General features: G+C 37.9%; 22 protein-coding genes and 1 other RNA gene. 19 read left to right on the top strand and 4 right to left on the bottom strand.

What is annotated here, in order from left to right:
* The first annotated feature begins 23 nt into the window (after positions 1 to 23).
* From V7127_RS17450 to eno, 4 genes are all read left to right on the top strand, one after another.
* Positions 24 to 1,208, top strand: coding sequence for a phosphoglycerate kinase (locus V7127_RS17450; RefSeq protein WP_335488201.1), 1,185 nt, complete (start codon positions 24 to 26; stop codon positions 1,206 to 1,208).
* A gap of 328 nt (positions 1,209 to 1,536) precedes the next feature.
* Positions 1,537 to 2,286, top strand: coding sequence for a triose-phosphate isomerase (tpiA, locus tag V7127_RS17445; protein WP_335344038.1), 750 nt, complete (start codon positions 1,537 to 1,539; stop codon positions 2,284 to 2,286).
* Positions 2,279 to 3,814, top strand: coding sequence for a 2,3-bisphosphoglycerate-independent phosphoglycerate mutase (gpmI, locus tag V7127_RS17440; RefSeq protein WP_335488197.1), 1,536 nt, complete (start codon positions 2,279 to 2,281; stop codon positions 3,812 to 3,814). The genes tpiA and gpmI overlap by 8 nt, the downstream gene beginning before the upstream one ends.
* Before the next feature lie 43 nt (positions 3,815 to 3,857).
* The gene (gene eno, locus V7127_RS17435; RefSeq protein WP_335344036.1) at positions 3,858 to 5,153 is read left to right on the top strand and encodes a phosphopyruvate hydratase; all 1,296 of its coding nucleotides are present in this window, start codon (positions 3,858 to 3,860) and stop codon (positions 5,151 to 5,153) included.
* A 122-nt stretch (positions 5,154 to 5,275) separates the two neighbouring features.
* On the opposite strand, the gene V7127_RS17430 is transcribed toward eno, so the two are convergent.
* A complete protein-coding gene (locus V7127_RS17430; RefSeq protein ID WP_335488194.1) occupies positions 5,276 to 6,265 on the bottom strand; it encodes a nuclease-related domain-containing protein in 990 nt (329 codons plus the stop codon).
* 160 nt (positions 6,266 to 6,425) lie between these two features.
* On the opposite strand from V7127_RS17430, the gene secG reads away from it, so the two are divergent.
* The 6 genes from secG (at position 6,426) to V7127_RS17400 (ending at position 11,985) form a co-directional block, all read left to right on the top strand.
* Entirely contained in the window at positions 6,426 to 6,659 is a 234-nt protein-coding gene (gene secG / locus V7127_RS17425) for a preprotein translocase subunit SecG (protein WP_335344034.1), read from the top strand.
* A 168-nt stretch (positions 6,660 to 6,827) separates the two neighbouring features.
* Positions 6,828 to 7,574, top strand: a complete 747-nt coding sequence (locus V7127_RS17420) for an alpha/beta hydrolase (RefSeq protein WP_335488191.1) — start codon at positions 6,828 to 6,830, stop codon at positions 7,572 to 7,574.
* Positions 7,575 to 7,607: 33 nt separating this feature from the next.
* Positions 7,608 to 9,944 (top strand): ribonuclease R, encoded by a 2,337-nt coding sequence (gene rnr, locus V7127_RS17415; protein WP_335354613.1) that lies wholly within the window; start codon positions 7,608 to 7,610, stop codon positions 9,942 to 9,944.
* 175 nt (positions 9,945 to 10,119) lie between these two features.
* Positions 10,120 to 10,587 carry an SsrA-binding protein SmpB gene (gene smpB, locus V7127_RS17410; protein ID WP_335344031.1) on the top strand — a complete coding sequence of 156 codons (468 nt, stop codon included), beginning with the start codon at positions 10,120 to 10,122 and terminating at the stop codon, positions 10,585 to 10,587.
* 156 nt (positions 10,588 to 10,743) lie between these two features.
* Positions 10,744 to 11,102, top strand: a transfer-messenger RNA (tmRNA) gene (ssrA, locus tag V7127_RS17405).
* Positions 11,103 to 11,613: 511 nt separating this feature from the next.
* A complete protein-coding gene (locus tag V7127_RS17400) occupies positions 11,614 to 11,985 on the top strand; it encodes a VOC family protein (RefSeq protein WP_335488188.1) in 372 nt (123 codons plus the stop codon).
* A 392-nt stretch (positions 11,986 to 12,377) separates the two neighbouring features.
* Here V7127_RS17400 and V7127_RS17395 read toward each other — a convergent pair whose 3' ends face one another.
* Together V7127_RS17395 and V7127_RS17390 are read right to left on the bottom strand one after the other, a co-directional pair.
* Positions 12,378 to 13,352 carry a TIGR03943 family putative permease subunit gene (locus V7127_RS17395; RefSeq protein ID WP_335347484.1) on the bottom strand — a complete coding sequence of 325 codons (975 nt, stop codon included), beginning with the start codon at positions 13,350 to 13,352 and terminating at the stop codon, positions 12,378 to 12,380.
* Between the two features lie 12 nt (positions 13,353 to 13,364).
* Positions 13,365 to 14,360, bottom strand: a complete 996-nt coding sequence (locus tag V7127_RS17390; RefSeq protein ID WP_335488186.1) for a permease — start codon at positions 14,358 to 14,360, stop codon at positions 13,365 to 13,367.
* A gap of 447 nt (positions 14,361 to 14,807) precedes the next feature.
* Here V7127_RS17390 and V7127_RS17385 point away from each other — a divergent pair, with 447 nt between their 5' ends.
* The 5 genes from V7127_RS17385 to V7127_RS17365 all read left to right on the top strand — a co-directional run bounded on the left by V7127_RS17385 (position 14,808) and on the right by V7127_RS17365 (position 18,994).
* Positions 14,808 to 15,995: a GTP-binding protein gene (locus V7127_RS17385; protein ID WP_335488183.1), complete on the top strand. Its 1,188-nt coding sequence runs from the start codon at positions 14,808 to 14,810 to the stop codon at positions 15,993 to 15,995.
* Positions 15,996 to 16,086: 91 nt separating this feature from the next.
* Positions 16,087 to 16,236 carry a 50S ribosomal protein L33 gene (rpmG, locus tag V7127_RS17380; RefSeq protein WP_335347487.1) on the top strand — a complete coding sequence of 50 codons (150 nt, stop codon included), beginning with the start codon at positions 16,087 to 16,089 and terminating at the stop codon, positions 16,234 to 16,236.
* Positions 16,237 to 16,504: 268 nt separating this feature from the next.
* Positions 16,505 to 16,774: a 30S ribosomal protein S14 gene (gene rpsN / locus V7127_RS17375; RefSeq protein ID WP_335347488.1), complete on the top strand. Its 270-nt coding sequence runs from the start codon at positions 16,505 to 16,507 to the stop codon at positions 16,772 to 16,774.
* A 146-nt stretch (positions 16,775 to 16,920) separates the two neighbouring features.
* Entirely contained in the window at positions 16,921 to 17,277 is a 357-nt protein-coding gene (locus V7127_RS17370) for a hypothetical protein (protein ID WP_335347489.1), read from the top strand.
* 391 nt (positions 17,278 to 17,668) lie between these two features.
* The gene (locus V7127_RS17365) at positions 17,669 to 18,994 is read left to right on the top strand and encodes a DUF5667 domain-containing protein (protein ID WP_335348249.1); all 1,326 of its coding nucleotides are present in this window, start codon (positions 17,669 to 17,671) and stop codon (positions 18,992 to 18,994) included.
* A gap of 402 nt (positions 18,995 to 19,396) precedes the next feature.
* On the opposite strand, the gene V7127_RS17360 is transcribed toward V7127_RS17365, so the two are convergent.
* Positions 19,397 to 19,942, bottom strand: a complete 546-nt coding sequence (locus V7127_RS17360) for a hypothetical protein (protein ID WP_335355494.1) — start codon at positions 19,940 to 19,942, stop codon at positions 19,397 to 19,399.
* Positions 19,943 to 20,502: 560 nt separating this feature from the next.
* Between V7127_RS17360 and V7127_RS17355 the strand changes: the two genes are divergently transcribed.
* The 4 genes from V7127_RS17355 (at position 20,503) to V7127_RS17340 (ending at position 24,642) form a co-directional block, all read left to right on the top strand.
* A complete protein-coding gene (locus V7127_RS17355; RefSeq protein WP_335488328.1) occupies positions 20,503 to 21,951 on the top strand; it encodes a sensor histidine kinase in 1,449 nt (482 codons plus the stop codon).
* Positions 21,948 to 22,634 carry a response regulator transcription factor gene (locus tag V7127_RS17350; protein WP_335488180.1) on the top strand — a complete coding sequence of 229 codons (687 nt, stop codon included), beginning with the start codon at positions 21,948 to 21,950 and terminating at the stop codon, positions 22,632 to 22,634. Before V7127_RS17355 ends, V7127_RS17350 begins: the two co-directional genes overlap by 4 nt.
* A gap of 224 nt (positions 22,635 to 22,858) precedes the next feature.
* Entirely contained in the window at positions 22,859 to 23,566 is a 708-nt protein-coding gene (locus tag V7127_RS17345; RefSeq protein WP_438824026.1) for an ankyrin repeat domain-containing protein, read from the top strand.
* A gap of 107 nt (positions 23,567 to 23,673) precedes the next feature.
* Positions 23,674 to 24,642, top strand: coding sequence for a DUF4822 domain-containing protein (locus V7127_RS17340; protein ID WP_335488177.1), 969 nt, complete (start codon positions 23,674 to 23,676; stop codon positions 24,640 to 24,642).
* Positions 24,643 to 24,947 lie beyond the last annotated feature (305 nt).

The following is a 24,947-nucleotide window of genomic DNA, read 5'->3' as shown; positions in this document are numbered from 1 at the left end:
TGTTAAGAGGAGGTTCCTTTTCTATGAACAAAAAGAGCGTAAAAGATGTGGAGTTAAAAGGAAAACGAGTTTTTTGCCGTGTCGACTTTAATGTACCGATGGCGGATGGCAAAGTAACAGACGAAACTCGAATCCGCGCAGCCCTTCCAACGATTAAATACTTAATGGACCAAGGAGCTAAAGTCATTTTAGCTAGCCACCTTGGACGGCCGAAAGGAAAAGTAGTTGAGGAGTTACGCCTGACTCCAGTTGCAGACCGCTTATCAGAGCTTCTGGGAAAAAATGTGAAAAAAGCAGACGAGGCTTACGGTGACACCGTGAAGGAATTGATTAACTCCATGGAAGAAGGCGATGTAGTTTTATTAGAAAACGTTCGTTTCTATCCTGGCGAAGAAAAAAATGATCCTGAACTGGCAAAAGCTTTTGCAGAATTAGCAGATATCTACGTCAATGACGCGTTCGGTGCTGCTCACCGCGCCCATGCTTCAACTGAAGGAATTGCTCATTATCTGCCAGCAGTATCAGGACTTTTAATGGAAAAAGAACTGAATGTTCTTGGAAAGGCTTTATCGAATCCTGAACGTCCTTTCACTGCCATTATTGGTGGCGCGAAAGTAAAGGATAAAATTGATGTCATCGAAAATCTGCTTGATAAAGTAGATAATTTAATTATTGGCGGCGGATTAGCTTTTACTTTTGTTAAAGCACAAGGACATGAAATCGGCAACTCTTTATTAGAAGAGGATAAAATTGAATTAGCTAAATCCTTTATGCAAAAGGCTGAGGAAAAGGGCGTTAAATTTTATATGCCGATTGATGCGGTAATAGCTGATGAATTTTCACAAAATGCAAATGCTAAAACGGTAGAAATCAATGAGATTCCAGAAGGATGGATGGCTCTTGATATCGGTCCAAAGACAGCTGATCTATATAGCGATGTTATTCATGGCTCTAAGCTAGTCATTTGGAATGGACCAATGGGTGTGTTTGAGTGGTCTAAGTTTGCTAACGGAACAAGAACTGTGGCGGAAACGCTAGCAGAAGCTAACGAAACATATTCTGTCATTGGCGGCGGAGATTCAGCAGCGGCGGTTGAAAAGTTCTGCCTTGCTGACCGCATGAGCCATATTTCAACAGGCGGCGGGGCTTCTCTAGAATTTATGGAAGGCAAAGCTTTACCAGGTGTTGTTGCGTTGAATGATAAATAAGGAAGGTAGTTACAGAGTGCTCATAACTACCTTCGACATGAAAAAACCGTGGAGAAGGTAGTTATGGCCCGTTCATAACGCCCTTTGGCAGGAAAAAATCATTGTGAAGGTAGTTAAGGCCAGTTCATAACGCCCTTCGACATGAAAAAAACGAGGCAAAGGAAGTTAAGGAGCGTTCATAACGCCCTTTGTCATGAAGAAAGCGTGAGGAAGGTAGTTAAGGAGCCCTTCATAACACCCTTCGACAGGAAATATCCGTATCAAAGGCAGTCATAATGCCCCCGAACGGTGAACCCTAAATTTTTTTATCAAAAAAGGATGTGCCAGCATGCGTAAACCAATTATTGCAGGAAACTGGAAAATGCATAAAACCCTTTCAGAGGCGAAAGCATTTTTTGAAGAAATCGATGGCTCGATTCCGGACCAAGATAAGGTTGAAACAGTAGTTTGTGCACCTGCTCTATTTTTGGAGGCATTAGTAGGCTATGGTGTAGGCATAGGTGCTCAAAATATGCATTTTGAGGAAAGCGGTGCTTTTACAGGAGAAATCAGTCCTGCAGCACTTGAGGATATCGGCGTAACGTATGTCATTCTCGGTCATTCGGAGCGCCGTGAAATGTTCAATGAAACGGATGAGGCTGTTAATAAAAAGACTTTGGCTGCGTTCAAATACAATCTAACGCCAATCGTCTGTGTTGGTGAAACACTGGAACAGCGTGAGAACGGGGAGACAATGGCGTTTGTTGGTTCCCAGGTTGAAAATGCATTAAAGGGCTTGTCAGAAGAACAAGTCAAACAAACAGTGATTGCCTATGAGCCAATTTGGGCGATTGGCACGGGGAAATCCTCGACAGCAGAAGATGCAAATGAAGTATGTGCCCATATTCGCCAAGTAGTGAGAGACCAATTTTCACAGGCTGCTGCTGAGGCGTTACGCATTCAATATGGGGGCAGTGTGAAGCCCGCTAATATTAAAGAATATATGGCTCAACCTGATATTGATGGGGCTTTAGTAGGCGGAGCAAGTCTTGAGGCGCAATCCTTCCTGCAATTATTGGAGGCAGGGAAGTATGAGTAAATCCCCGGTAGCTTTAATTATTCTTGATGGATTCGGCTTAAGGGCTGAGCATAAAGGAAATGCCGTTTATCAGGCGAAGAAGCCGAATTTTGAACGGTTCTGGAATACATACCCGCATTCCACGTTAACGGCATCCGGAGAAGCGGTTGGTCTCCCTCAAGGACAAATGGGCAATTCTGAAGTAGGTCACCTAAATATTGGAGCAGGCCGGATTGTGTATCAAAGCTTAACTCGAGTCAACGTGGCCATTCGCGAAGGCAAATTTGATAAAAATGAAACCTTCTTAAAAGCGATGGACCATGTGAAAAAGAATGGGACCAACTTACATATTATGGGTTTGCTGTCGGATGGAGGCGTTCATAGTCATATCAGCCATCTGTATGCACTCCTGCATCTCGCCGCAGAAGAAGGCGTAAAGAACGTCTTTGTTCATGGTTTTTTGGATGGACGTGACGTTGGCCCGCAAACAGCAGGAGGCTACATAAAAGCAGCAGAGGAAAAAATGAAGGAATACGGTGTTGGAAAATTTGCTACCATTTCTGGCCGGTATTACTCCATGGACCGGGATAAGCGCTGGGAGCGGGTTGAAAAATCCTATCGCTCCATGGTATACGGTGAGGGTCCAACATATTCTAAGGCGGTCGATTTGGTGGAGGATAATTATAGTCATGGGATTTTTGACGAATTCGTCCTTCCATCTGTCATAACGCAAGAAAATGGAGAGCCTGTTGCAACGATTCAAGACAATGACGCGGTTATTTTCTATAATTTCCGTCCGGACCGGGCGATCCAAATTTCGAACACCTTTACGAATAAGGATTTCCGTTCATTTGATCGGGGGACAAAGCATCCGGAGAATCTTTTCTTCGTATGTTTGACTCATTTTAGTGAAACTGTAGACGGATATGTAGCATTTGAGCCGAACAACTTAGATAACACGCTAGGAGAGATTATTTCTCAGAATGGCTTAAAGCAGCTGCGAATTGCAGAAACGGAAAAGTATCCTCATGTGACGTTTTTTATGAGCGGCGGTCGTGAGGCGGAATTCCCTGGTGAAGAGAGAATCTTGATTAATTCGCCAAAGGTTGCAACATATGACTTAAAACCCGAAATGAGCGCTTATGAAGTAACAGATGCCTTATTGAAGGAAATTGAAGCGGATAAGTTTGATGCGATTATCTTAAACTTTGCCAATGCCGATATGGTCGGTCACTCCGGTATGCTCGAGCCAACGATTAAGGCTGTAGAAACGGTTGATGAATGTTTAGGAAAAGTTGTGGATTCCATTATTGCAAAAGGCGGAAAAGCGATTATTACAGCCGATCATGGAAATGCAGATGAAGTGGTAACACTTGATGGCCACCCGATGACCGCCCATACGACCAATCCTGTGCCTGTTATTGTGACGGCAGCTGGAATTGAGCTGCGTGATGGCGGAATCCTTGGTGATCTGGCGCCAACTATGCTTGATTTGCTAGGGCTGGAGAAACCAGCTGAGATGACTGGAAAGACGCTTGTGAAAAAATAAATTTTTTACTACTAAAAAAAAGATTTTAAAGGAGAGAAAAGATATGCCATATATCCAACATGTTTACGCTCGTGAAGTATTAGATTCCCGCGGTAATCCAACTGTAGAGGTAGAAGTCATTACAGAGTCTGGTTTCTTTGGCCGTGCCATTGTTCCATCTGGTGCATCAACAGGTGAATACGAAGCAGTTGAGCTTCGTGACGGTGACAAATCCCGTTACCTTGGAAAAGGTGTTCAAAAAGCGGTTAATAACGTAAATAATATTATTGAAGAAGCGCTTATCGGCATGGATGTGACGGATCAGGTTGGCATTGACCGCACGATGATCGAATTAGACGGTACTGAAAATAAAGGCAAGCTTGGCGCGAATGCTATTTTGGGCGTATCTATGGCTGCAGCACACGCGGCTGCTGAGTCTGTGGGTCTTCCTTTATATCGCTATCTTGGCGGCTTCAATGCAAAGCAGCTTCCGACACCAATGATGAACATTATTAACGGAGGATCACACGCTGATAACAACGTAGATTTCCAAGAATTCATGATTATGCCTGTTGGAGCGCCTACTTTTAAGGAAGCAATCCGCATGGGTACTGAGGTTTTCCATGAATTGAAGAAGGTTCTTTCAGGTAAAGGCCTTAACACGGCTGTTGGGGATGAAGGCGGTTTTGCACCGAACCTTGGCTCAAACCGTGAAGCTTTAGAAGTGATTATCGAAGCAATCCGCAACGCTGGATACGAAGCTGGGAAAGATATTTACTTAGCAATGGATGTAGCTTCTTCTGAATTCTACAATAAAGAAACAGGCAAATACGATTTAGCTGGCGAAGGCCGCACAGGCTTAACTTCTCAAGATATGGTGAGCTTCTATGAGGAGTTAGTTAATGAGTTCCCAATTATCTCCATTGAAGACGGTTTAGATGAAAATGACTGGGAAGGTCATAAACTGTTAACAGAGCGCATTGGCGGGAAGGTTCAGCTAGTTGGAGATGACCTTTTTGTAACAAATACGAAGAAGCTTGCTCAAGGAATTGAGCAGGGTGTCGGCAACTCCATTCTAATTAAAGTGAACCAAATCGGTACATTAACAGAAACGTTTGAAGCGATTGAAATGGCGAAACGTGCAGGCTACACAGCCGTTGTTTCCCACCGTTCAGGCGAAACAGAAGATGCCACAATTGCTGACATCGCTGTAGCAACAAACGCTGGCCAAATCAAAACAGGTTCTATGTCCCGTACGGATCGTATTGCAAAATACAACCAGCTACTTCGCATCGAAGACGAGCTTGGCGATTTAGCGGTATATGATGGATTGAAGAGTTTTTATAATTTGAAGAAGTAACTAGTAGGAGGTGACTGCGGGGGCAGTCACCTTTTTATATGTGAATTGACCGATATATTTGATAAACTGACCGATATATCAAAAAAGTGACCGATATAATAGTGAAGTCGACCGATATATCATTAAAACTGACCGATATCTCTATCTAAAAGGATGTCAAGGTGATAGATACGGCCTTTATTTAAACCAGAATGAGGTAAATTCATAGAAAATAGTAACTTTTTTGCAATATCTGGAGAAGATAGTCTCAAAAACTCCCGAAATTGCTGATTTGTAATTGAAGAACCTATTAAAAGGCAGTAATCTATTAAAGCTTGATAATGGGCTGCCTTATCTTTGAGCTTACATACGGGACAGAACCATGTTCCGTAAATACGTTTCATTGGAGAAGGCCTACATTTTGGGCATTGGACACCTGTTATCAGGGCGGATACAGAGATTTTGTATTTCTCCAATACAATGACCTTTTCAGGGGTGTGGCTAGTAACTAGAAGTTTGGCTATTCTTTTTATCTCCCGCTGCGTAAATTTTTCTTCGGTAAATGATTTTTGCATTTTTTCAATACGATCCAATAATTCATGGGCATGTAAGACTACTTTAAAAGCTACATGATTTTTGGGATCTGTTTTAATGACGGTGGACGGGTTGCTAATCACAACTAAATATTCGATTGGAATTGAAATGTTTCGCTGTTGTAGCCAATTTCTAAATTCTCTCTTTTGCCTTTCAGCTTGTGTAATGGGATCCAAAAATCCATCTTCATTGTCATTCATATATCGGATTAACTGCTTAAATTTGGAATCAAAAAAGAGGGTGCCGCTAATATTCTTTGTTTCAAGGATGAGAGCAAATGTGGGGGATAGAATAAAGGTATCTATCTGGAAGTATTCGTGTCCGTTGGATAGGCGAAGATTTTTGACAATGGTGAATTCTTTGTCAGTAAGAATATTAATGTAATAATCAGTAGCCACTTCACCGCGGAAGCCTGCTTTTCGCTTTGCTAAATCTTTTTCAATTAGTGGCCGCTTTTCAAAATTCGGTGGCAGCCTATTCAATAATGCTTCACAAGCTAGAATTTTAAGGGGAATGGTTCTTTCTTTTACAATCAACATGTTCACTCCTTATTTAATATACATATATCTTCAATCTTAATATAAGAATTCCTCTTTTTTAAATTACCATTTGTAAATCCCGTGCCGTACTATTGTACATCTTACAAAAATATGATAAATTTAAAATATTGTAGTTGTGCGTTTTCAGGAGGTGGCCTTGATGCATACATTATTTATTGTTTTATTAGCGATTGTTTCTGTCGGACTTATACTTGTGGTGCTTCTTCAATCTGGTAAAAGTGCTGGTCTTTCCGGTGCAATTTCAGGAGGAGCGGAACAGCTTTTTGGGAAGCAAAAAGCACGCGGTCTTGATTTAATTCTACACCGCATCACAGTTGTTCTTTCTGTTCTATTCTTTATTCTGACTATTTTAGTTTCGTATTTCGCATTATAAAAAATTGCCTGGCCTTACGAAGGTCAGGTTTTTTTTCGTTTGTTAAAGATGGTTTTTATTGGATTGTAATCCCTTGGTTTGTTAAAAATATAGATAATCAAGTTAATCAAACGTTTGTTTATACGCTTTTAAACAAACGTTTAGTTAAGAAAAAAGGAGTCTTACATAATGAAGATTGTAGCACCGAAGCCGTTTACCTTTGGAAATGGAAAACGAGCAGTATTGCTGTTGCATGGATTTACAGGGAACACAGCGGACATAAGAATGCTTGGACGTTATCTTGAAGGGAAAGGGTATACCTGCCATGCGCCACTTTATAAAGGACACGGGGTTCCGCCGGAGGAACTGATTTCTACGGGACCTGATGACTGGTGGGAAAATGTCATGGAAGGGTACGAGTTTTTGAAAAATAAAGGCCATCAGGAGATAGCTGTGTGCGGCTTGTCATTAGGCGGCGTATTTTCACTAAAATTGGGTTACACTGTACCTATAAAGGGAATTACTACGATGTGTGCGCCGATGTATATAAAAAGCGAAGAAGTGATGTATGAAGGAATTCTGCAATATGCCCGGGAATATAAAAGGCTGGAAGGAAAAACCGAAGAGATCATTGAGCAGGAAATGACTGAATTCTGTAAGACGCCAATGAAAACATTAAAGGCTCTGCAAAATCTGATCTCGGATGTCCGTCAGCATGTGGATACAGTTTATTCACCGACATTTGTTGTACAGGCACGGCATGATCACATGATTAATACAGACAGTGCCAATATTATTTATAACGCAGTCGAAACAGATTTAAAGCAGCTGAAATGGTACGAAGAATCTGGGCATGTCATTACTTTCGATAAAGAGAAAGATTTGCTGCATGAAGACGTCTATCAGTTTTTAGAAAGACTTAATTGGGAAGAATAATAGAAACGAACCTCGAGAGGGAGGGAAAAGTAAATGGAAAATATTCAACAGATCATTGACAAGCTTCTCTATTATATGAAGGATGAAGCCTACAAGCCATTGACGGTCCAAGAAATGGAGGCGGCATTTGGAATTGAGGATTCATCCGATTTCAAGGACTTCGTCAAGGCATTAGTACAAATGGAAGAAAAAGGGCTTGTTGTAAGAACAAGAAGCAATCGTTACGGACTGCCGGAAAAAATGAATCTGATCCGCGGTAAGTTAACGGGTCATGCAAAGGGTTTTGCCTTCGTCATACCTGAAGAGCCAGGGATGGATGATATTTTTATTCCGCCAAATGAAACGAACAACGCGATGCATGGAGATATCGTCCTAGCACGAGTCAGCTCGGAAAGCTCAGGACAAAGAAGAGAAGGAACCATCGTCCGAATATTAGAACGTGGGATTCAGCAAATTGTTGGAACCTACACAGAGAGTAAGCATTTTGGTTTTGTTCTGCCTGATGATAAGAAGTTCACTAGCGATATTTTTATTCCGAAAAATGCATCCTTAGGGGCAGTGGAAGGTCATAAAGTGGTAGTGAAACTGACCACTTACCCAGAAGGAAGGAAAAGTGCAGAGGGAGAAGTCATTCAAATTCTTGGTCACAAAAATGACCCGGGTGTGGACATCCTGTCAATCATACATAAACACAATCTGCCAATGGCTTTTCCGGATGAAGTGATTAATCATGCAAATAGTACACCTGAAACAATTGCGGAAAGCGATCTAGAAAACCGCCGCGATTTAAGAAATGAAACGATTGTGACGATTGATGGAGCTGATGCAAAGGATTTAGATGATGCCGTTACCGTGACAAAATTAGCAAACGGAAATTACAAGCTCGGTGTACATATTGCTGATGTTTCACATTATGTGACGGAAGATTCCCCTATCGACCGGGAAGCGTCTGACCGGGGAACGAGTGTCTATCTAGTCGATCGGGTGATACCGATGATTCCTCACCGTCTGTCAAATGGCATTTGTTCATTGAATCCGCAGGTGGACAGATTGACCTTATCATGCGAAATGGAAATTACCTCGAGTGGAGAGGTTATATCACATGAAATCTTCCAGAGTGTGATTAAAACAACGGAGCGGATGACGTATTCGGATGTGAATAAAATTCTTGAGGATCAGGATGAGGAACTGCTGAAGCGTTACGATCCGCTAATCCCAATGTTTCAGCTTATGGGAGAGCTTGCTCAAATTTTACGAGAAAAGCGGATGAAGCGCGGTGCCATTGATTTTGATTTTAAAGAGGCAAAAGTAATTGTGGATGAAGAAGGAAAGCCAAATGATGTTGTTCTTCGTGAACGTTCTACAGCAGAAAGGCTAATTGAAGAGTTTATGCTTGCTGCCAATGAAACGGTGGCTGAGCATTTCCATTGGCTGGATGTTCCGTTCATCTATCGTATACACGAGGATCCGAAAGAGGATAAGCTAAGAAGATTTTTCGAGTTTATTACGAACTTTGGTTATTTAGTTAGAGGAACGGCCAATGCTGTACATCCGCGGGCATTACAGGAAATAATCGAAGAGGTGCAAGGAAAGCCGGAAGAAATGGTAGTTTCGACGGTGATGCTTCGCTCGATGCAGCAGGCTAAATATTATCCGGAAAGCCTGGGACACTTCGGGCTGTCAACGGAGTTTTATACGCATTTTACTTCACCGATTCGCCGTTACCCTGACTTAATTGTCCACCGGTTAATCCGAACGTATTTAATTCAAGGCAAGCTGGATGCAACGACAAGAGAAAAATGGAATGTCCTATTACCGGATATTGCCGAGCATACCTCCAATATGGAAAGAAGAGCAGTTGACGCGGAGCGGGAAACAGACGAGCTGAAAAAAGCTGAATATATGGAAGATAAAATTGGCCAAGAATATGATGGAATTATTAGCTCTGTTACGAACTTTGGGATGTTTGTTGAGTTGCCGAATACGATTGAAGGTCTGATTCATGTTAGTTATATGACGGATGATTACTACCGTTATGATGAACGCCATCTAGCAATGATTGGTGAACGTACAGGCAATGTCTTCCGAATCGGGGATGAAATTACGGTTAGAGTGATTAAAGTAAATAAGGAAGAGCGTTCTATCGATTTTGAGATTGTTGGCATGAAGGGGACCCCTCGGAGAAGGGATTCCAAAGAATTACCGAAGATTATCCGAACTGGCAGCAGCGAGCGAAAGCCTCGTAAAGGGAAATCTGAACAAGGCCAAGGAAAAAATAATAATGGCAAAGATTCAGGAAAAAGTCCAAGAAAGAAAAAGAAGTTTTACGACAATGCCCCAAAAGCGAAGAGAAAGAGTAAAAAGCGTTAGTTTATAATATTAGAGGGCCTTTATCAATTTTAGGCTCTCTTTTTCAATCCACCTAGGCTCTTAATTGAGCGAGCCTTGGAAATTTGCTACAATGAGGTTATCGAAAAATTCCTTTCTGCTAGTTAGCCCCCAAAAGGTTTTGTTCTTGCAGAAAAGAATGTAAGGGGGAAATGTCATGCCAAAGGGCGCAGGAAAAATGATTGCCCAAAATAAAAAGGCTTATCATGATTTTGCAATAGAAGAAACCTATGAAGCTGGAATTGTCCTTCAGGGAACTGAAATCAAATCTATTCGTGCAGGCAAAGTTAACTTAAAAGATTCGTATGCCAGAATTGAAAAAGGAGAAGTTTTTCTCATTGGGATGCATATTAGCCCATACGAACAGGGAAACCGCTACAACCATGATCCATTGCGGACAAGAAAGCTGCTTCTTCACGGAAAAGAAATCAGCAAATTGATCGGCGACACGAAGGAAATTGGTTATTCAATTGTTCCATTAAAGCTATATTTGAAAAACGGCTTTGCGAAGGTGTTAATCGGCCTTGCAAAAGGTAAGAAGAAATACGATAAACGTGAAGATCTGAAAAAGAAAGAAGCGAAACGTGAAGTAGACCGTGCTTTCCGCGAAAGACAGAAGATGTAGGATTGTTTTACAAAAACTTACAATTGAAATTGTGGTTAGATGTGCTATAATAATAACTGTCACGAGGCAGTGACACATAACTTTAGCTCAGCTAAACTTGAGCATTCCGTTAGTTGTAAGCATGCAGAATAAGCTTCGGTGCAGACCTTTTATAATGGGGACGCTACGGATTCGACAGGGATAGTTCGAGCTTAGGTCGCGAGTCGAGGGGATCGGCCTCGTTAAAACGTCAAAGCCTATAACTGGCAAACAACAAAACAACTTCGCTTTAGCTGCTTAATAGCGCTTAGCGGTTCGCCCCTCCATCGCCCATGTGGTAGGGTAGCGGACTCACTCTAAGTGGGCTACGCCGGATCTCACCGTCTGAGGGAAAAGGAAGAGCACAACCAGACTAGCTGACCGGACGCCTGTCGATAGGCATAAGGATCAGCGAAGCGCGAATATATCGACTACACTCGTAGAAGCTTAAGTGCCGATGTTTCTGGACGAGGGTTCGACTCCCTCCGTCTCCACCAAATACATATTTGGTGGTTTTTTATTTGTCTTGTGACTTAAACCATAAAAGTGTCAAGGTGACATCCTTATGCTTTAAAAAGGAAGGTTACATTCTTATGCTTTAAAAACACAGTTGAGTATCATAAAACTACACTTTTTGATTCATTACTAATAGTATTCATTATTAAGTATTGTTAAAGGCCATCTTTTGATGGTCTTTTTTATTTGATGTATGACGAAAGATATTTTAGGAGGAAAAGAACTCGTTATAGGTGTAGTTATATAAAAAAGATTGATCATTTAAAATAAAGTTTGATTAAAAATCCTGTGTTGATATGCAGGATTTTTTCTTATTCCACAATCGGGCCAGATTGTTGAGTAACTTGTTTTCAAAACAAGTGGATATTTTGGAAGAGATTGTGAATAAATGTACTTATACTAAAGGAGCAGGTTAATTCAATAATCCGAAGGAAAAAGGTATATAGAAAGGGAACTTTTTGATATACCAGATTATATAAAGGAGAGAAGGCTATGAGTAAATCATTTATTGAACAAGTACATTATATTAGAATTCCTGTAAAAGATTTAGAACTATCTGCTCAATGGTATAGAGATGTATTAGGACTCCAGTTATTAAACATTACTGAGGAACTTGCGATTTTAAAAGTAAATGAAGGACCTTTTTTACTTATCTTAGTTCCTACCGAAGATGAAACATTTGCACATTTTACAATTGATAATAAACAAGAATTTAGCATTGGCTTTACAAGTCCAGAATTATCTAAATTTCATCAACACTTAATTGATAATCAAGTTAAGGTCGAGGATATAAAAGAAGATAATGGTCATGCCTTTTTCCACTTTTATGACCCAAATGGTAATAAACTTCAAGTACACTGGTAAGATTATAATAAATAAAATTACAATATTTTATTAACGGGTGATTGAGTTCAATAACGATCTTCAACAATCGGGCGCGATTGCGGAGGAACGAAAGCCTAATTTCTTTACTAAAAACACTAAGAAATTAGGCTTTTTCTTCTCGTTGTAAATTTGCGGTTCTCTTAACTCTACCCCTAATTGGTCAATTTAAGGCATAAAAATGGTTTAAATCTAATATATAATAATCCCCAGTTTCTTTTGTTAGTTATACAACATTGCTTCGAGTAGACCACTTTCAATCGCGACCCACTCAAAGCAATGAAAACTGCAGTATTCTGAAGTCCTCTGCCAATAAGCCATCTTCTTAAGCTGATAATCACTGTGAAAACAGATTTATCAGCTAATCTGAATGATTATAAAATTCTAATGTTAATCGGATAAATATATGGCTCCTCAGGTTCAGTGACTTTTTTCCAATCGGTTATTTTTATGAAGGGAAGCTCCATTCCATTATAAGTTGTGATATCCAGGACTCCATTTACTTCTATCCAAGTATCTGTATCGATTGAAGAGGCTTCAGGAAGTTCTGTAAGAAATCCTACAATGCTTGCATCTGCCACACAGTGGGTAATTAAAAACCTGGCAATAACAAGCTGATCCTGTTCAAATCCATCCTCTTTATAAGCAAAACCAGTTAATTGAATGGGTTTTCCTTTATATTTATGGATGTCCTTATGAATATCTTCATAGTAGGTGGAAAATAAGGAATCTTCCATAATAACGCTTGGATTTTGGGCTAGCTTTTTCTTCAACAGTTCATAATCTTCTTCTGACATTTCTTCCTGGGCAGTTAAATTCTGATCCATTTCATGCTCTTCTAGTTGGGCTGGAACTGCAATGTTTTCATTTTCCGTAATATCATTTTGATCATCTTCGCTATTTTCATCAGGTTGATTAGATTCATTGCTTGTTTCATTTTTTTGCTGCTGTTTCTGATTCGCAATAATGGCCATGCCTCCCTTTTTATTAGCAATGGAAGCATCAAGGACCTTGGCGGGAAGCAAGAAGCCTGTTATTAAAGGAAAAACAATCACCACGTAAGAGAGTAGCTTCTTTGAATTAAAAGGTGTGTCACCGTGATCATGATGATGGCAGCAATCACTTTCTTCATGATGACAATTATGATGTTTGTGGTCCTTGGCTGTCCAAATTCTTGTCAGCTGGATAAGAAATAATACGAGAAATAGTATCGCTGCTGAAATACTTAAGCCTTCATACTTAGGATTAATATATTTCGTAATCTCTCCTGTAAAATGAAGCTTAAAAATTAAGATGGGAAAGCTTAATAAAATTAGAGCTCTAATAGCCTGCTGAGAATGAAAGTTCATAGATTTCTCCCCTTATAGAAAGCCTGACACTAATAGTAATGAAACAAAAACGATTGCAACAACGAAAGCTAGTACAGTCATAACAAATTTAAAACGAAAGACGCTTAGCATCATTAAAGTATTTTTTAAATCAATCATAGGTCCAAAAATCAAAAAGGCTAAAATAGAAGGCGTTGGAAAGATACTACTAAATGAAGCGCCAATAAATGCGTCCGCTTCAGAGCAAAGGGATAACACATAAGCGAGTCCCATCATAACGATTATGGATGAAACGGGCCCATTCCCGGCTTCTAGCAATGCTTTTGCTGGCATATAGGTTTGGACAAATGCCGCCAAAAATGCTCCCATTATTAAATATTTCGCCATATCAAAAAATTCATCAATTGAATGGGTAAGCATGGACCATAACCGCGTGATAAAATCCTCTTTCGGCTGTTTATGTATGTGAACAGTGGTGGTAGATGATTTGAATTGTGCTCCTTTGAAAAACAGGCTGACAGCAAAAGCAACCATGACAGCAATGATAAAACCTAGCCCCATACGCAATCCTGCAATCGTCATATTATTACCAAAAGCCATGTAAGTGGAAGCGATCACAATGGGATTAATAAGAGGACCTGTCAGCATAAAGCCCATAGCCGCATATATCGGCACCCCTTTGCCAACGAGTCTCCGTACAATCGGAACAATTCCGCACTCACAGGCGGGGAACAATGCGCCAACGACACAGCTCATGATTACTGCCAAGACTTTATTTTTAGGGATACATTTTCGAATATGATCTTCCGTTACGAAAATTTGGATAATCCCTGCAATAAGCACGCCAATTAAAACAAAGGGCAATGCTTCTATTAAGATACTAATGAAAATAGTATTCAGATTTAAGATTGATGGCGGAAGACTTATCGAGCCTTTAAAGCTTGAGCCAAATGAAAAAAGATAAAGGGCTAAGGCGATAATCAAAACTCCAGTAATCTCAATGATATGAGTGCGAATAATTCGGTTCATAATAATCTCCTTATTTTTTGTGTATATAATAATTTGTCGGTCAGCTTATTTGAACAAGCCTTGATGTACGAAGGAATCTCCAGCGCAGTGAAAATAGGCTGACCGACTTTTATATACCAAATCATTAAATCGTAACAATTACGCTTTATATTTTAAAGTAAATCTATGATCAAATAAACAAAAATATGAATTAAAAATATAAAATTGATTGGATGGAAAATTTGCTATATAAATTTTTTTATTAATAAATCTTGCATTGAAGAAAATTTTATAATATTATTTAAATCGTAATGATTACGCTTTGTGTAAAGGATTCTTTTTAACACAGTCAGTAGGGGGAGAGGTGTGTATTCCTCCTTCAAGAGCTTCAGTAAGTAATAAAGTATTGTGGATAGCAATATTGTTTAAATCGTAATGATTTTGATTTAAGAAAAAGAGGTGAACAAAATGGTTAATAAGATACCAGTTACTGTGTTAAGCGGATACTTAGGTGCGGGGAAGACAACATTGCTTAACCATGTATTATCGAATCGTGAGAATAAAAAAATTGCTGTCATTGTAAATGATATGAGTGAAGTGAATATCGATGCTTCCATGATCAAACAGGGGGGCTTCACCAGAACAGATGAGAAATTAGTCGAGCTTCAAAATGGTTGTATTTGCTGTACATTAAGGGAAGATTTAATCATTGAAGTTGAAAGGCTTGTACAAGGAGGAGATATTGATTACATCTTAATCGAATCTACCGGAATTTCAGAGCCTATTCCTGTTGCTCAAACATTTACATATGTAGATGAAAGTCTTGGAATAAACTTACCTGATTATTGCAAGCTTGACACAATGGTAACCGTTGTAGATGCGAATCGATTCTGGCATGATTTCGCATCAGGTGAAAGCTTGCTAGATCGGAAGGAAGCAATGGATGAATTCGATACTCGCGAAGTCGTTGATTTGTTAATTGATCAAATAGAGTTTGCCAATGTATTAATTTTGAACAAGATTGATTTAGTTGATAAAGAAAGTGTTCAGGAGTTAAAGGCTGTTCTTCAGAGGCTAAATCCAGATGCCAGGATCATTGAGAGCTCACATGGTCAAGTGGCACTAAATGAAATCTTGAATACTAATTTATTTGACTTTGAAGAAGCAAGCCAAGGTGCAGGCTGGATAAAGGAATTAAATGAAGAGCATACTCCCGAAACAGAAGAGTATGGCATTTCATCCTTTGTCTATCGAAGGAAAAGACCCTTTCATCCGGAAAGATTTACGGAATGGCTGGAAGAGTGGCCAGAAGATATTGTTCGAGCAAAAGGCTTCTTATGGCTAGCTACTCGAAATGATATGACTGGGTTATTGTCACAAGCAGGACCATCAATCATTCTGCAAGGTGCGGGAGAATGGTTGGCTGCTTATCCGGAATTGGAAAGAGAACAGATTCTCAAAGATGAACCAGAACTGCTTGAAAAATGGGACGATCAGTTTGGAGACCGAATGATTGAACTTGTCTTCATTGGGGTGGACATGTCGCAATATGAAATTGAAGCTTCATTAGATAAGTGCTTGCTAACGGATGAGGAGATGCAACTGGACTGGAATGATCTAAAGGACCCACTTCCTCCATTTATAGCAGCACAATAGTCGTAAACTCGTCGTTTATCCGTCACTGTTGTACAACTATCCGCCAGATTTCAATAAATATCCGCTACTTCAAAATTAGGAGATGAAAACCATGAGAGTGAAAATCACATTAGCATGTACAGAAACAGGAGATCGTAATTATATTACGACCAAGAATAAAAGGAACAATCCAGACCGCATTGAGCTAATGAAATACTCCCCACGTTTAAAAAGATATACACTTCACCGTGAGACAAAATAATTTAACACGTCTATTTCTGCTAAATTTTTAATAAAGCCGATAAATCTAGGGTTTATCGGCTTTTGCTATTAAGTCAAAGCTAATTATGATTAGTTGCATGCAACATTTTCCTTTAATAACTCCAAAAACACTGACAAAGCCTTTGTTTGAAACAAGTTAATTTAGATAGTTGATAAAGTGTGTAAACATAGTCGTTTAACTTTGAAGAGTCTGATCTTAAAATCGTAATCATTATGATTATTAAAGAGAATTTAGGAGGCAAACATTAGTGGCAAAGAAATCCAAAGTTGCAAAAGAGATCAAAAGAAAAAAAATGGTAGATAAATATGCGGATTTAAGAAGGGAACTAAAAGAAAAAGGGGATTATGCTGCATTAAGTAAGCTTCCTCGTGACTCAGCACCTTCTAGGCTTCATAACCGTTGCCAAGTTACTGGGAGGCCAAGAGGATACTTAAGAAAGTTTAAGATGTCTCGTATCGCTTTTCGTGAATTAGCACATAAGGGGCAGATCCCTGGAGTTAAAAAATCTAGCTGGTAAGCAGTGGAACGACAGGAACAACGTTAGTGTAGTGCTTACAAGTTCCTGTTTGATTTATGTTAAGAATGCCATTTGAAGATTTAGAAAGGCTAGCCGAACATGAATATAAATGATTTTGAACACTAAGGGAAAGATGGTCGTATGTAATGAATGAAAAAGTGATGGAGATTTTTGCGAGGGATATTGTGGCTTCTCTACCAAGAAGTAAAAGAAAGCTTTATCAATTTATTGAAGATATTGAAGATAGTTTAGCACAACAATCCGAAACGAAAGAGCAATTTTTAGCCCTTCTCAAAGAGCAATTACCCCACCTTCAAGCAGCCAATCGCTTTAATATGTCGTTGGATGAAATAGTTAAATTGATGCACGAAATTGAAGATGAAATAAACGAAAAACTAGAAAGCAAAATAAAAAATTATAAGTGGATTGACTACACAGAACAAGTACATGGTAATCAGGTTGAGACAATTAAGAACATACAGTATTTCCTTGTTTTATCATAGATAATGGATTATGTAGTATCTCTATTCAAGAACCGGGCGCGATTATAGAATAACTTTAAGATTTAAACAACTTTACTGTAATATTTTTTAGTGCAGTGAGATATCTACGACAAAAATTAAACAATTTTTTTAACCCCATGCTAATCAGCATGGGGTTATGCTGTTAGAGTTTTAAAATTGATTTAATTGCCAATTAACGATAATAAAAACGAGAAAACTTCTTAATATTTTTGTATTGCTGATTACTTTGTACTTAGGTTTTGTCTTGCTGTAAAATAATTCACATTCCAAATTTCGAAAAATTATATAAACTTTTTTCAGATTTACCGACACAAACCTGTCTACTTTTGTCGAAGGGTGTAATGAAAATCAGATCAGGAGGAAACAGTCTATGAAAATTAAAAAATCACTAATAAGCGGTGCAGCAGCATCAGCACTACTTCTTTCTTCTTTAGGAACAAGCGCTGCATATGCAAATGAGGATACAGTTGAACCAACCACACCAGATACGGAAGAAGTAGTTGGAGTTGATGTAAACGATGAAGCGACAGCGGTAGAAGAAAATTTAGCTGATGAAGAAGCTACTGCAGAAGATGAGGCTTCAGAAGAAGTGACTACGGATGAGGAAGTTGCAACAGATGAAGAGGTAACTGAAGAAAATTCTGCTACTGAAGAAGAAGCAGATGACACAGAAACAACAGAAGAAACGGTTCAAGAGCAAGAAGAGGCACCAGCTTTGGTTCCTGGAGATTTCTTTTACTTTGTAAAAATTATGATGGAAAAAGTAAGACTTGCTGTCACATTTGATGATTACAAGGAAGCTCGTCTTTTAGCTGATTTTGCTGCTGAGCGTATTGCTGAAGCAAATGCATTGCTTGCAGAGGGAAAAACTGATGAGGCAACAGCACTTTTAGAAGAGGCAATCGCTATTCAAAAGGAAGCTACTGACAGTTTAGCAGAATCAGAAGAAATTTCTGGTGAAGATACAGAAGCGACAGAGGAAGCTGCTGATGAAACTGAAGTAACTGAAGATCAGGCAGCTGAAGACACTGAAGCGACAGCAGAAACAACGGAAGGCGAAGAAGTTGCAGCAGAAGATGAAGCGACAGAAGATGAAGTAGAAGCGAAACTTGCTCAAAACATTGATGCATTAGCTGCAGCATTATCACATGTTAAAAACCCTACAGCTCAATTAGCATTAATGAAAAATATTCAAAAGTCTTTTGCGAAATTAGACAAGAAGCTTGCAAAGCTTGAAGCAAAAGCAGCAAAATTTGCAGTTGAAACTACTGATGATGAAAAAGTTGTTGAGGAAGAAGCAGCAGTAGATACTGAAACTGCGACAACAGAAGAAACCCCAGTAGAAGAAGCAACAAAGGAAACAGTAGTTGAGGAAGTCGTAACTGAAGAAACAGTAGTAGAAGAAGTAACAGAGGAAACAGCCGTAGAAGAACCAGTAACAGACGAACAAGCTGAGACTGAAGTTGCAGAAGAAACTAAAGAAACTACTGTTGTTGCTCCAGGATTAGCTAAGAAAGAAGAAGCAAAGGCTAAGGCTGCAGAAAAGCGTGCTGAAGGTCAGGCAACAGGTCTTGCTAAAAAGCAAGAAGCTAAAGAAAAGCAAGTTGATAAACAACAAAAAGCAAATGAAAAGAAACAAAACGGCCAAAATAAAGGCGCTGAGAATAAGAAAGACAATGGTAAAGGGAACGAATAATACATTTCATAAGCCTAGTACTCCGAGTACTAGGTTTTTTTTCTATTAGTTTAGGCAGCAGATCTTGTGCTTAAACCATATTGTAAATGGCAACGAATAATATCCGGTAACAGCCGTTAATTTACTTTTTAAAATTAGATAGACTGAGTTCAGTACTTTAAATATGGAACTACTATAACCTTATTAAATTCCATAGATCCTATAAACATTCCTAATCAATTACATTTGATTACTCCAATTCAAGAAAAGGGCGCAATTCTGCAGCAAGAATTACGCTCTTTCTTTATGTTAAGGGCCAGATTGTGGAGTAGCACTTATTAAACTTTGTTGCGCGAAAAAGGACAGTGGCAAGTCCCACGGGCATTATTCCATTTCAATTATTAGATTCTTAAATTGCATAATTTACATCATTTGATTGGCGATATTGAATAACACCTTTGGATAATTATCATCATTAGGTAAACCAAAAATATGAATATGATATTCAATATCATCTATTTGAAAATAAAGATTTGATGGCGAGTATTTGCCAACAACACCATTTTTTAATTTCACTTCATCATAATATTTGGGTTGGGGTGGGGATATATTGAAATTGTATACTATGATTTTCAAAATTATCGGATGATCCGGATTCTCTTCTTTCGAATAAGCACGAAAAGTGACCAATAACTTTTTTCCGTCATTTTCTAAATCCTCTATAATAGCAGGTTTAAAACCATCGGTTTCAAAAGGTATCGTCTTGGGTAATTTTATTATAAATGGCAGTGCTTCTATGCCATCTTTTACAGATGGTGCTTCATATTTGATGTATGTTTCATTCCCCTGTTCATCCCAAGCAGTATTTATTACTTTTAATTTAGATGGGTCAAAAATTATTTCTTTATAGCCTTTGCAACCAAAAAGAAGTAATAAAAGGAGAACTGAAATAAATATCAATTTTTTCACAAAAAATCACTTCTTTATAATTTATTATTCGTAATGCAAGATATATTTGAATATTCAAATATTATTTATTTAAATTATAACACAATAAAATATTAAAATTACCCAATTTTGCTAACCCCTATATTACGAACGGGTGCTAACCCAAAGATAAATTAATTGATTTTAAGATTGAGATCATGTTTTAGTTATTCAATTAAGGGCGCTTTAATAGTGCAACGAAAAAAGCCTAATTTCTCAATATTAATTTTGAGAAATTAGGTTTTTTAAATTTAAATTCCCTAAAAGTTGTATATTCATAGTTCAAGACGATACCCCGCGTTGGTTTATCTACAACTCAATGGGAATTAATACTCTACAGAATAAAGCATCACTTATTATAAGGTGTTTAGAAATATTTCATACATATTTTAGAAAGTTTTAAGATTTGTGTGATATAGTTCTTTAAATATTTTAGAAAAATGAGGTTCTTTAATCTGGATAATGTGGTTTACAAAAGTATCTTGCATGCTAAGAATAAGGAATGATCTGGTGAAAATTTTATAACAGAGTGAGTGAAAGAGATGTCAATTAAAATGAGGTTTCTGTTGTCTTATGTTGGGGTGATCCTTTTTTCTATCACTTTATTATTGACAGCTGGTTTTTTAATTATTTTTGCCATTACAGGTGATGTAAAATCTATAGAACATCTTTACAAAAAAACGTATGTACAAAAACCTTTGACAACAGTAGAAGAAAGTGTGTTTCTCGATTTAAAGCTTTTTGCTAAAAAAAATCCTAAACAGCTCCTAAATGAAAAGGAGATCAAGGGGATTGAGCAGGAGGATATCGAGATTGTTGTTAGAAAGGGCACAAAAGTCGAGTACGCTTCCCCTGCTCTTGACAAACAGGCATTGGTTAAATCCCTTCCCGGGTTTGAAGAAACAAACATCAATACGCGAGATACGATTAGAATAAACGACAATTTTTTTACGTATGTGAAGTTTGATTTTTATTTTCCGGATAAAAGTGAAGGAAGTATTTTCGTATTAAGAAAGGCAAGTTCCTATGCTGAGCTCATTCGAGAATTGTTTCCAATTTTATCCGGACTTTTGCTGTTTCTGTTTATTATGATTATTGGTGTATTGAACTATTTAGTTTCACGAAGCATTATTAGGCCTATCTCAATTCTTAAAGAAGGTGCCGAAAGAATAAAATCAGGAGATTTAAATTTTGAAATCAAGGCCATTTCGAATGATGAAATCGGGCAATTAAATAGGGCATTTGAGGAAATGAGAATAAAATTAAAAGAATCCGTTAATCTGCAGCTTCAGTATGAAGAAAATCGAAAAGAGCTTCTGTCTAATATTTCACATGATTTAAAGACACCTATTACTTCGATTATTGGATATGTTGAGGGGATTAAAGATGGTGTAGCAAATACTCCTCAAAAAATGGAAAAGTATTTATCGACTGTGTACTTAAAAGCAAAAGATATGGATTCATTGATTGATGAGCTGTTCTTATTTTCTAAGCTAGATTTAAAAAAGGAACCATTCAATTTTGAAACAATCGAACTTGATAAATATATGAGAGACTACTTAGAAGAACTTAAACTGGATTTACTTGAGCAAGGTATTCATATTGAGTTTCATCTTTTGAATAAACCTTTCTACGTGACAGCGGATAGGGAGAAATTAAAACGAGTATTAGCCAACTTAATGAGCAATTGTCTGAAATATATGAACAAAGACAAAAAGAACATCTCTATTTCCCTACATGAACAATTATATGATGTAGTTGTACAAGTAACGGATAATGGGCAAGGAATAGACCCTTCTTCTTTACCATATATTTTTGATCGTTTTTATCGTGCGGAACAATCGAGAAATTCTCAGACTGGCGGAAGTGGTTTAGGACTTGCGATCGCAAAACAAATTATTGGGGAGCATGGAGGGGAAATCTGGGCTTCTAGTGAGATAGGCAAAGGTACAAGTGTATTCTTTTCCCTAAGGAGAGGTGAAAAAGTGTGAAAGAAGTATTACTTATTGAAGATGATATTAGCATTGCAGAATTGCAAAGAGATTACTTAGAAATAAATAATTTTCGTGTCGATATTCAACATACTGGTGATGCAGGGCTTCATCAAGCGCTTAAAGGAAATTATGATTTAATCATCCTGGACATTATGCTCCCAGGATTAAATGGATTTGAAATATGCAAACAAATACGTGCTGTTAAAAACATTCCTATATTGCTTGTATCCGCCAAAAAGGAAGATAACGATAAAATTCGAGGTCTTGGATTAGGAGCAGACGATTATATTACTAAGCCTTTTAGTCCAAGCGAACTGGTTGCTAGAGTGAAAGCACATTTAGCGCGCTATGAACGGTTAGCAGGGAATCAATCCAATTCAAATACGATTTTCGTCCATGGAATATCCATTGATAAGTCAGCACGCAAAGTAAATATTAACGGAGAAGAAGTTCCGTTTACGACAAAGGAATTTGATTTGTTCGTATTTTTTGTAATGCACCCAAACCAAGTATTAAGCAAAGAGCAGCTTTATGAAAAGATTTGGGGGCTGGAGTCAGCTGCAGATGTTTCAACGGTCACCGTTCATATCAGGAAAATTCGTGGAAAAATTGAACGAGACCCTGCACAGCCGAAATTCTTGGAAACCGTTTGGGGAGCCGGATATCGATTCAATGTTTAAATTAAATAAAGTGTTTTAGACCCGTCACAATAGTGGCGGTTATTTTTTTTTACATGAAGAAATTTTAAGAATAAGTTTATCTTTTTTTAAGAATTTATTTAGAGGGAGTTTATAATTGTGCACTAACATACTAGAAGTAGTAACTAAGTTCATTGAGTGGATCTGAGTCTTTTATTTACAGTTTATAGCCAAAAATAATATTGAACGATAGGCAGGTGAATTTGATGTGGAGGTTGATAACAATAGTTATTGGAGGTATTAGCCTCCTTCAGGGATGTGTCTCAGATAATGATGCTGAACCAAATACACAGGAAAAAGAGGTAAGGGTAGAAATAGATATGAATGAACAATTAATTCAAGCTGCAGAACGAAAGGAAACAGAAACAATAAAGAGATTGATTGACGAAGGTGTCGATATAAATACAAAGGACTCAGAAGGACGAACTGCTACTATGATTGCAACTTATAATAATGATGTCGAAACCGTTAAAGTCTTGATTAAAGCGGGGGCTAACGTCAACATTCAAGATAACATGAAAAACAATCCTTTCTTATATGCCGGTGCAGAAGGATATGTTGAAATTCTTAAGCTTACGATCGAAGCAGGGGCGGATCCGGCGATGATTAACCGTTATGGAGGAACTGCATTGATTCCTGCTTCAGAACATGGTCATATAGATGCCATCAAGGAACTTCTCATTAAGACTGATATTGATGTAAATCATGTAAATGATCTCGGTTGGACCGCATTAATGGAAGCAATCGTGTTAAATAACGGTGGTGAAAGACAACAGCAAGCCATACAATTGCTAATCGATCACGGGGCGGATGTGAACATTCCGGATAGAAATAATATAACTCCTTTGCAACATGCACGTGAGAAAGAGTTTAAAGAAATTGAACAAATTTTGTTAAAAGCAGGAGCAAAATAGCCAGTTTGATAAGCTCCCCCTCAGTACAATCGAAACCCTAAAACTAATATAAATAATAGGCAATAATGTATATTACACTACAATCATAAAATGAGGAGACGATAGAAATGAACAAAAAAGCAAAAGCAATTTCATCAATACTGCTCGGATTCACATTAGTATTAACAGGGTGCAGTGCTAGTGCTGACGCCAAAGAAAATAATAGTAAACAAAAGCAAGAACAAGCTGTTAAAGAGACTAAAAAGGAAAATAAGTTAACCAAAGGACAGGAAATGGCTAACATTCTTAGCAGTACAAATTGGCAAGGTACAAGAGTGTATGACAAAGATAATAATGATTTAACAAAAGAGAACTCAAATTTTATTGGTCTTGCGAAATATGATGTAAAATCAGGAAGATATGAATTTTTTGATGCTAAGACAGGTGAAAGTCGTGGCGATAAAGGAACATTCTTTATCACCAATGATGGGAAGAAGAGAATATTAATTTCAGAATCAATGAATTATCAAGCTGTTGTTGACATGACAGAACTAAATAAAGATGTTTTTACTTATAAAAGAATGGGGAAAGATGCTAATGGCAACGATGTAGAGGTATTCGTTGAACATGTTCCATATAAAGAAAAAGAGCTGTCTTTTACTGATCCGGACAAGCAGTTAGACACTACTACAGGAGATATTGTTAAAGACGTTGATGGAGATAAAATTTTAGGTAGTACCCTTTGGAACGGAACAAAGGTATTAGATGAAGATGGCAATGACGTTACAAAGTATAATTCGATGTTTATAAGTCTAGCAAAATTTGATGACAAGACTAATAAATATGAATTTTTCAATGTTGAAACAGGCAAAAGCCGCGGTGATTATGGCTACTTCGATATTGTACACGAAAATAAAATAAGAGCCCATGTTTCAATTGGAGATAATAAGTATGGAGCCGCTCTTGAACTTACCGAACTTAATAATAATAAATTTACGTATAAAAGAACTGGTAAAGATAAAGACGGCAAGGACATAACTGTATTCGTTGAACATGAACCCTATAAAGGTGGCCTTAAACCAAAATTTACTAAATAAAACTCAAATATGATTGGCATGTAGTCAAAAAGGGAATGTTTTTCTCCATTCCCTTTTTGTTTAACAAAGAAAGAATTAACTAAAATTTTTTTGTCGAATTTAAACAGTAAGAGATTCAACTAAAATGAAAGGTTGGTACAAAAGGTTGTGAAGCTTTTTACTAAAACTAATGTGGGATTATCTTCAATAAGAAACATAATTAATCTTCCAGAATCGGGCGTGATTATTGAAAAAATAAGTAGGAGTTTGATACATATTAGGTCCATGATAAAATTTAAAGCTACAACAAAGTTAAAAAAACATCG

It is taken from the genome of Bacillus sp. JJ1773, from assembly GCF_036962035.1.
In the GTDB taxonomy this organism is placed as follows: Bacteria; Bacillota; Bacilli; order Bacillales; family Cytobacillaceae; genus Cytobacillus.
Note: the sequence above shows the minus strand (reverse complement) of the source record. Positions and strands in the feature narration are given on the sequence as shown.

Bases quoted from the DNA above. Each gene is read 5' to 3' on its own strand.
- V7127_RS17420 (WP_335488191.1), top strand. From the start codon at position 6,828: ATGAAGATTGTAGCACCGAAGCCGTTTACCTTTGGAAATGGAAAACGA.
- V7127_RS17365 (WP_335348249.1), top strand. From the start codon at position 17,669: ATGAAAATTAAAAAATCACTAATAAGCGGTGCAGCAGCATCAGCACTA.
- V7127_RS17340 (WP_335488177.1), top strand. From the start codon at position 23,674: ATGAACAAAAAAGCAAAAGCAATTTCATCAATACTGCTCGGATTCACA.
- V7127_RS17430 (WP_335488194.1), bottom strand. From the start codon at position 6,265: ATGTTGATTGTAAAAGAAAGAACCATTCCCCTTAAAATTCTAGCTTGT.
- gpmI (WP_335488197.1), top strand. From the start codon at position 2,279: ATGAGTAAATCCCCGGTAGCTTTAATTATTCTTGATGGATTCGGCTTA.
- V7127_RS17370 (WP_335347489.1), top strand. From the start codon at position 16,921: ATGAATGAAAAAGTGATGGAGATTTTTGCGAGGGATATTGTGGCTTCT.
- tpiA (WP_335344038.1), top strand. From the start codon at position 1,537: ATGCGTAAACCAATTATTGCAGGAAACTGGAAAATGCATAAAACCCTT.
- V7127_RS17450 (WP_335488201.1), top strand. From the start codon at position 24: ATGAACAAAAAGAGCGTAAAAGATGTGGAGTTAAAAGGAAAACGAGTT.
- V7127_RS17400 (WP_335488188.1), top strand. From the start codon at position 11,614: ATGAGTAAATCATTTATTGAACAAGTACATTATATTAGAATTCCTGTA.
- V7127_RS17385 (WP_335488183.1), top strand. From the start codon at position 14,808: ATGGTTAATAAGATACCAGTTACTGTGTTAAGCGGATACTTAGGTGCG.
- rpmG (WP_335347487.1), top strand. From the start codon at position 16,087: ATGAGAGTGAAAATCACATTAGCATGTACAGAAACAGGAGATCGTAAT.
- eno (WP_335344036.1), top strand. From the start codon at position 3,858: ATGCCATATATCCAACATGTTTACGCTCGTGAAGTATTAGATTCCCGC.
- V7127_RS17395 (WP_335347484.1), bottom strand. From the start codon at position 13,352: ATGAACTTTCATTCTCAGCAGGCTATTAGAGCTCTAATTTTATTAAGC.
- V7127_RS17390 (WP_335488186.1), bottom strand. From the start codon at position 14,360: ATGAACCGAATTATTCGCACTCATATCATTGAGATTACTGGAGTTTTG.
- V7127_RS17355 (WP_335488328.1), top strand. From the start codon at position 20,503: ATGTCAATTAAAATGAGGTTTCTGTTGTCTTATGTTGGGGTGATCCTT.
- secG (WP_335344034.1), top strand. From the start codon at position 6,426: ATGCATACATTATTTATTGTTTTATTAGCGATTGTTTCTGTCGGACTT.
- rnr (WP_335354613.1), top strand. From the start codon at position 7,608: ATGGAAAATATTCAACAGATCATTGACAAGCTTCTCTATTATATGAAG.
- V7127_RS17345 (WP_438824026.1), top strand. From the start codon at position 22,859: ATGTGGAGGTTGATAACAATAGTTATTGGAGGTATTAGCCTCCTTCAG.
- smpB (WP_335344031.1), top strand. From the start codon at position 10,120: ATGCCAAAGGGCGCAGGAAAAATGATTGCCCAAAATAAAAAGGCTTAT.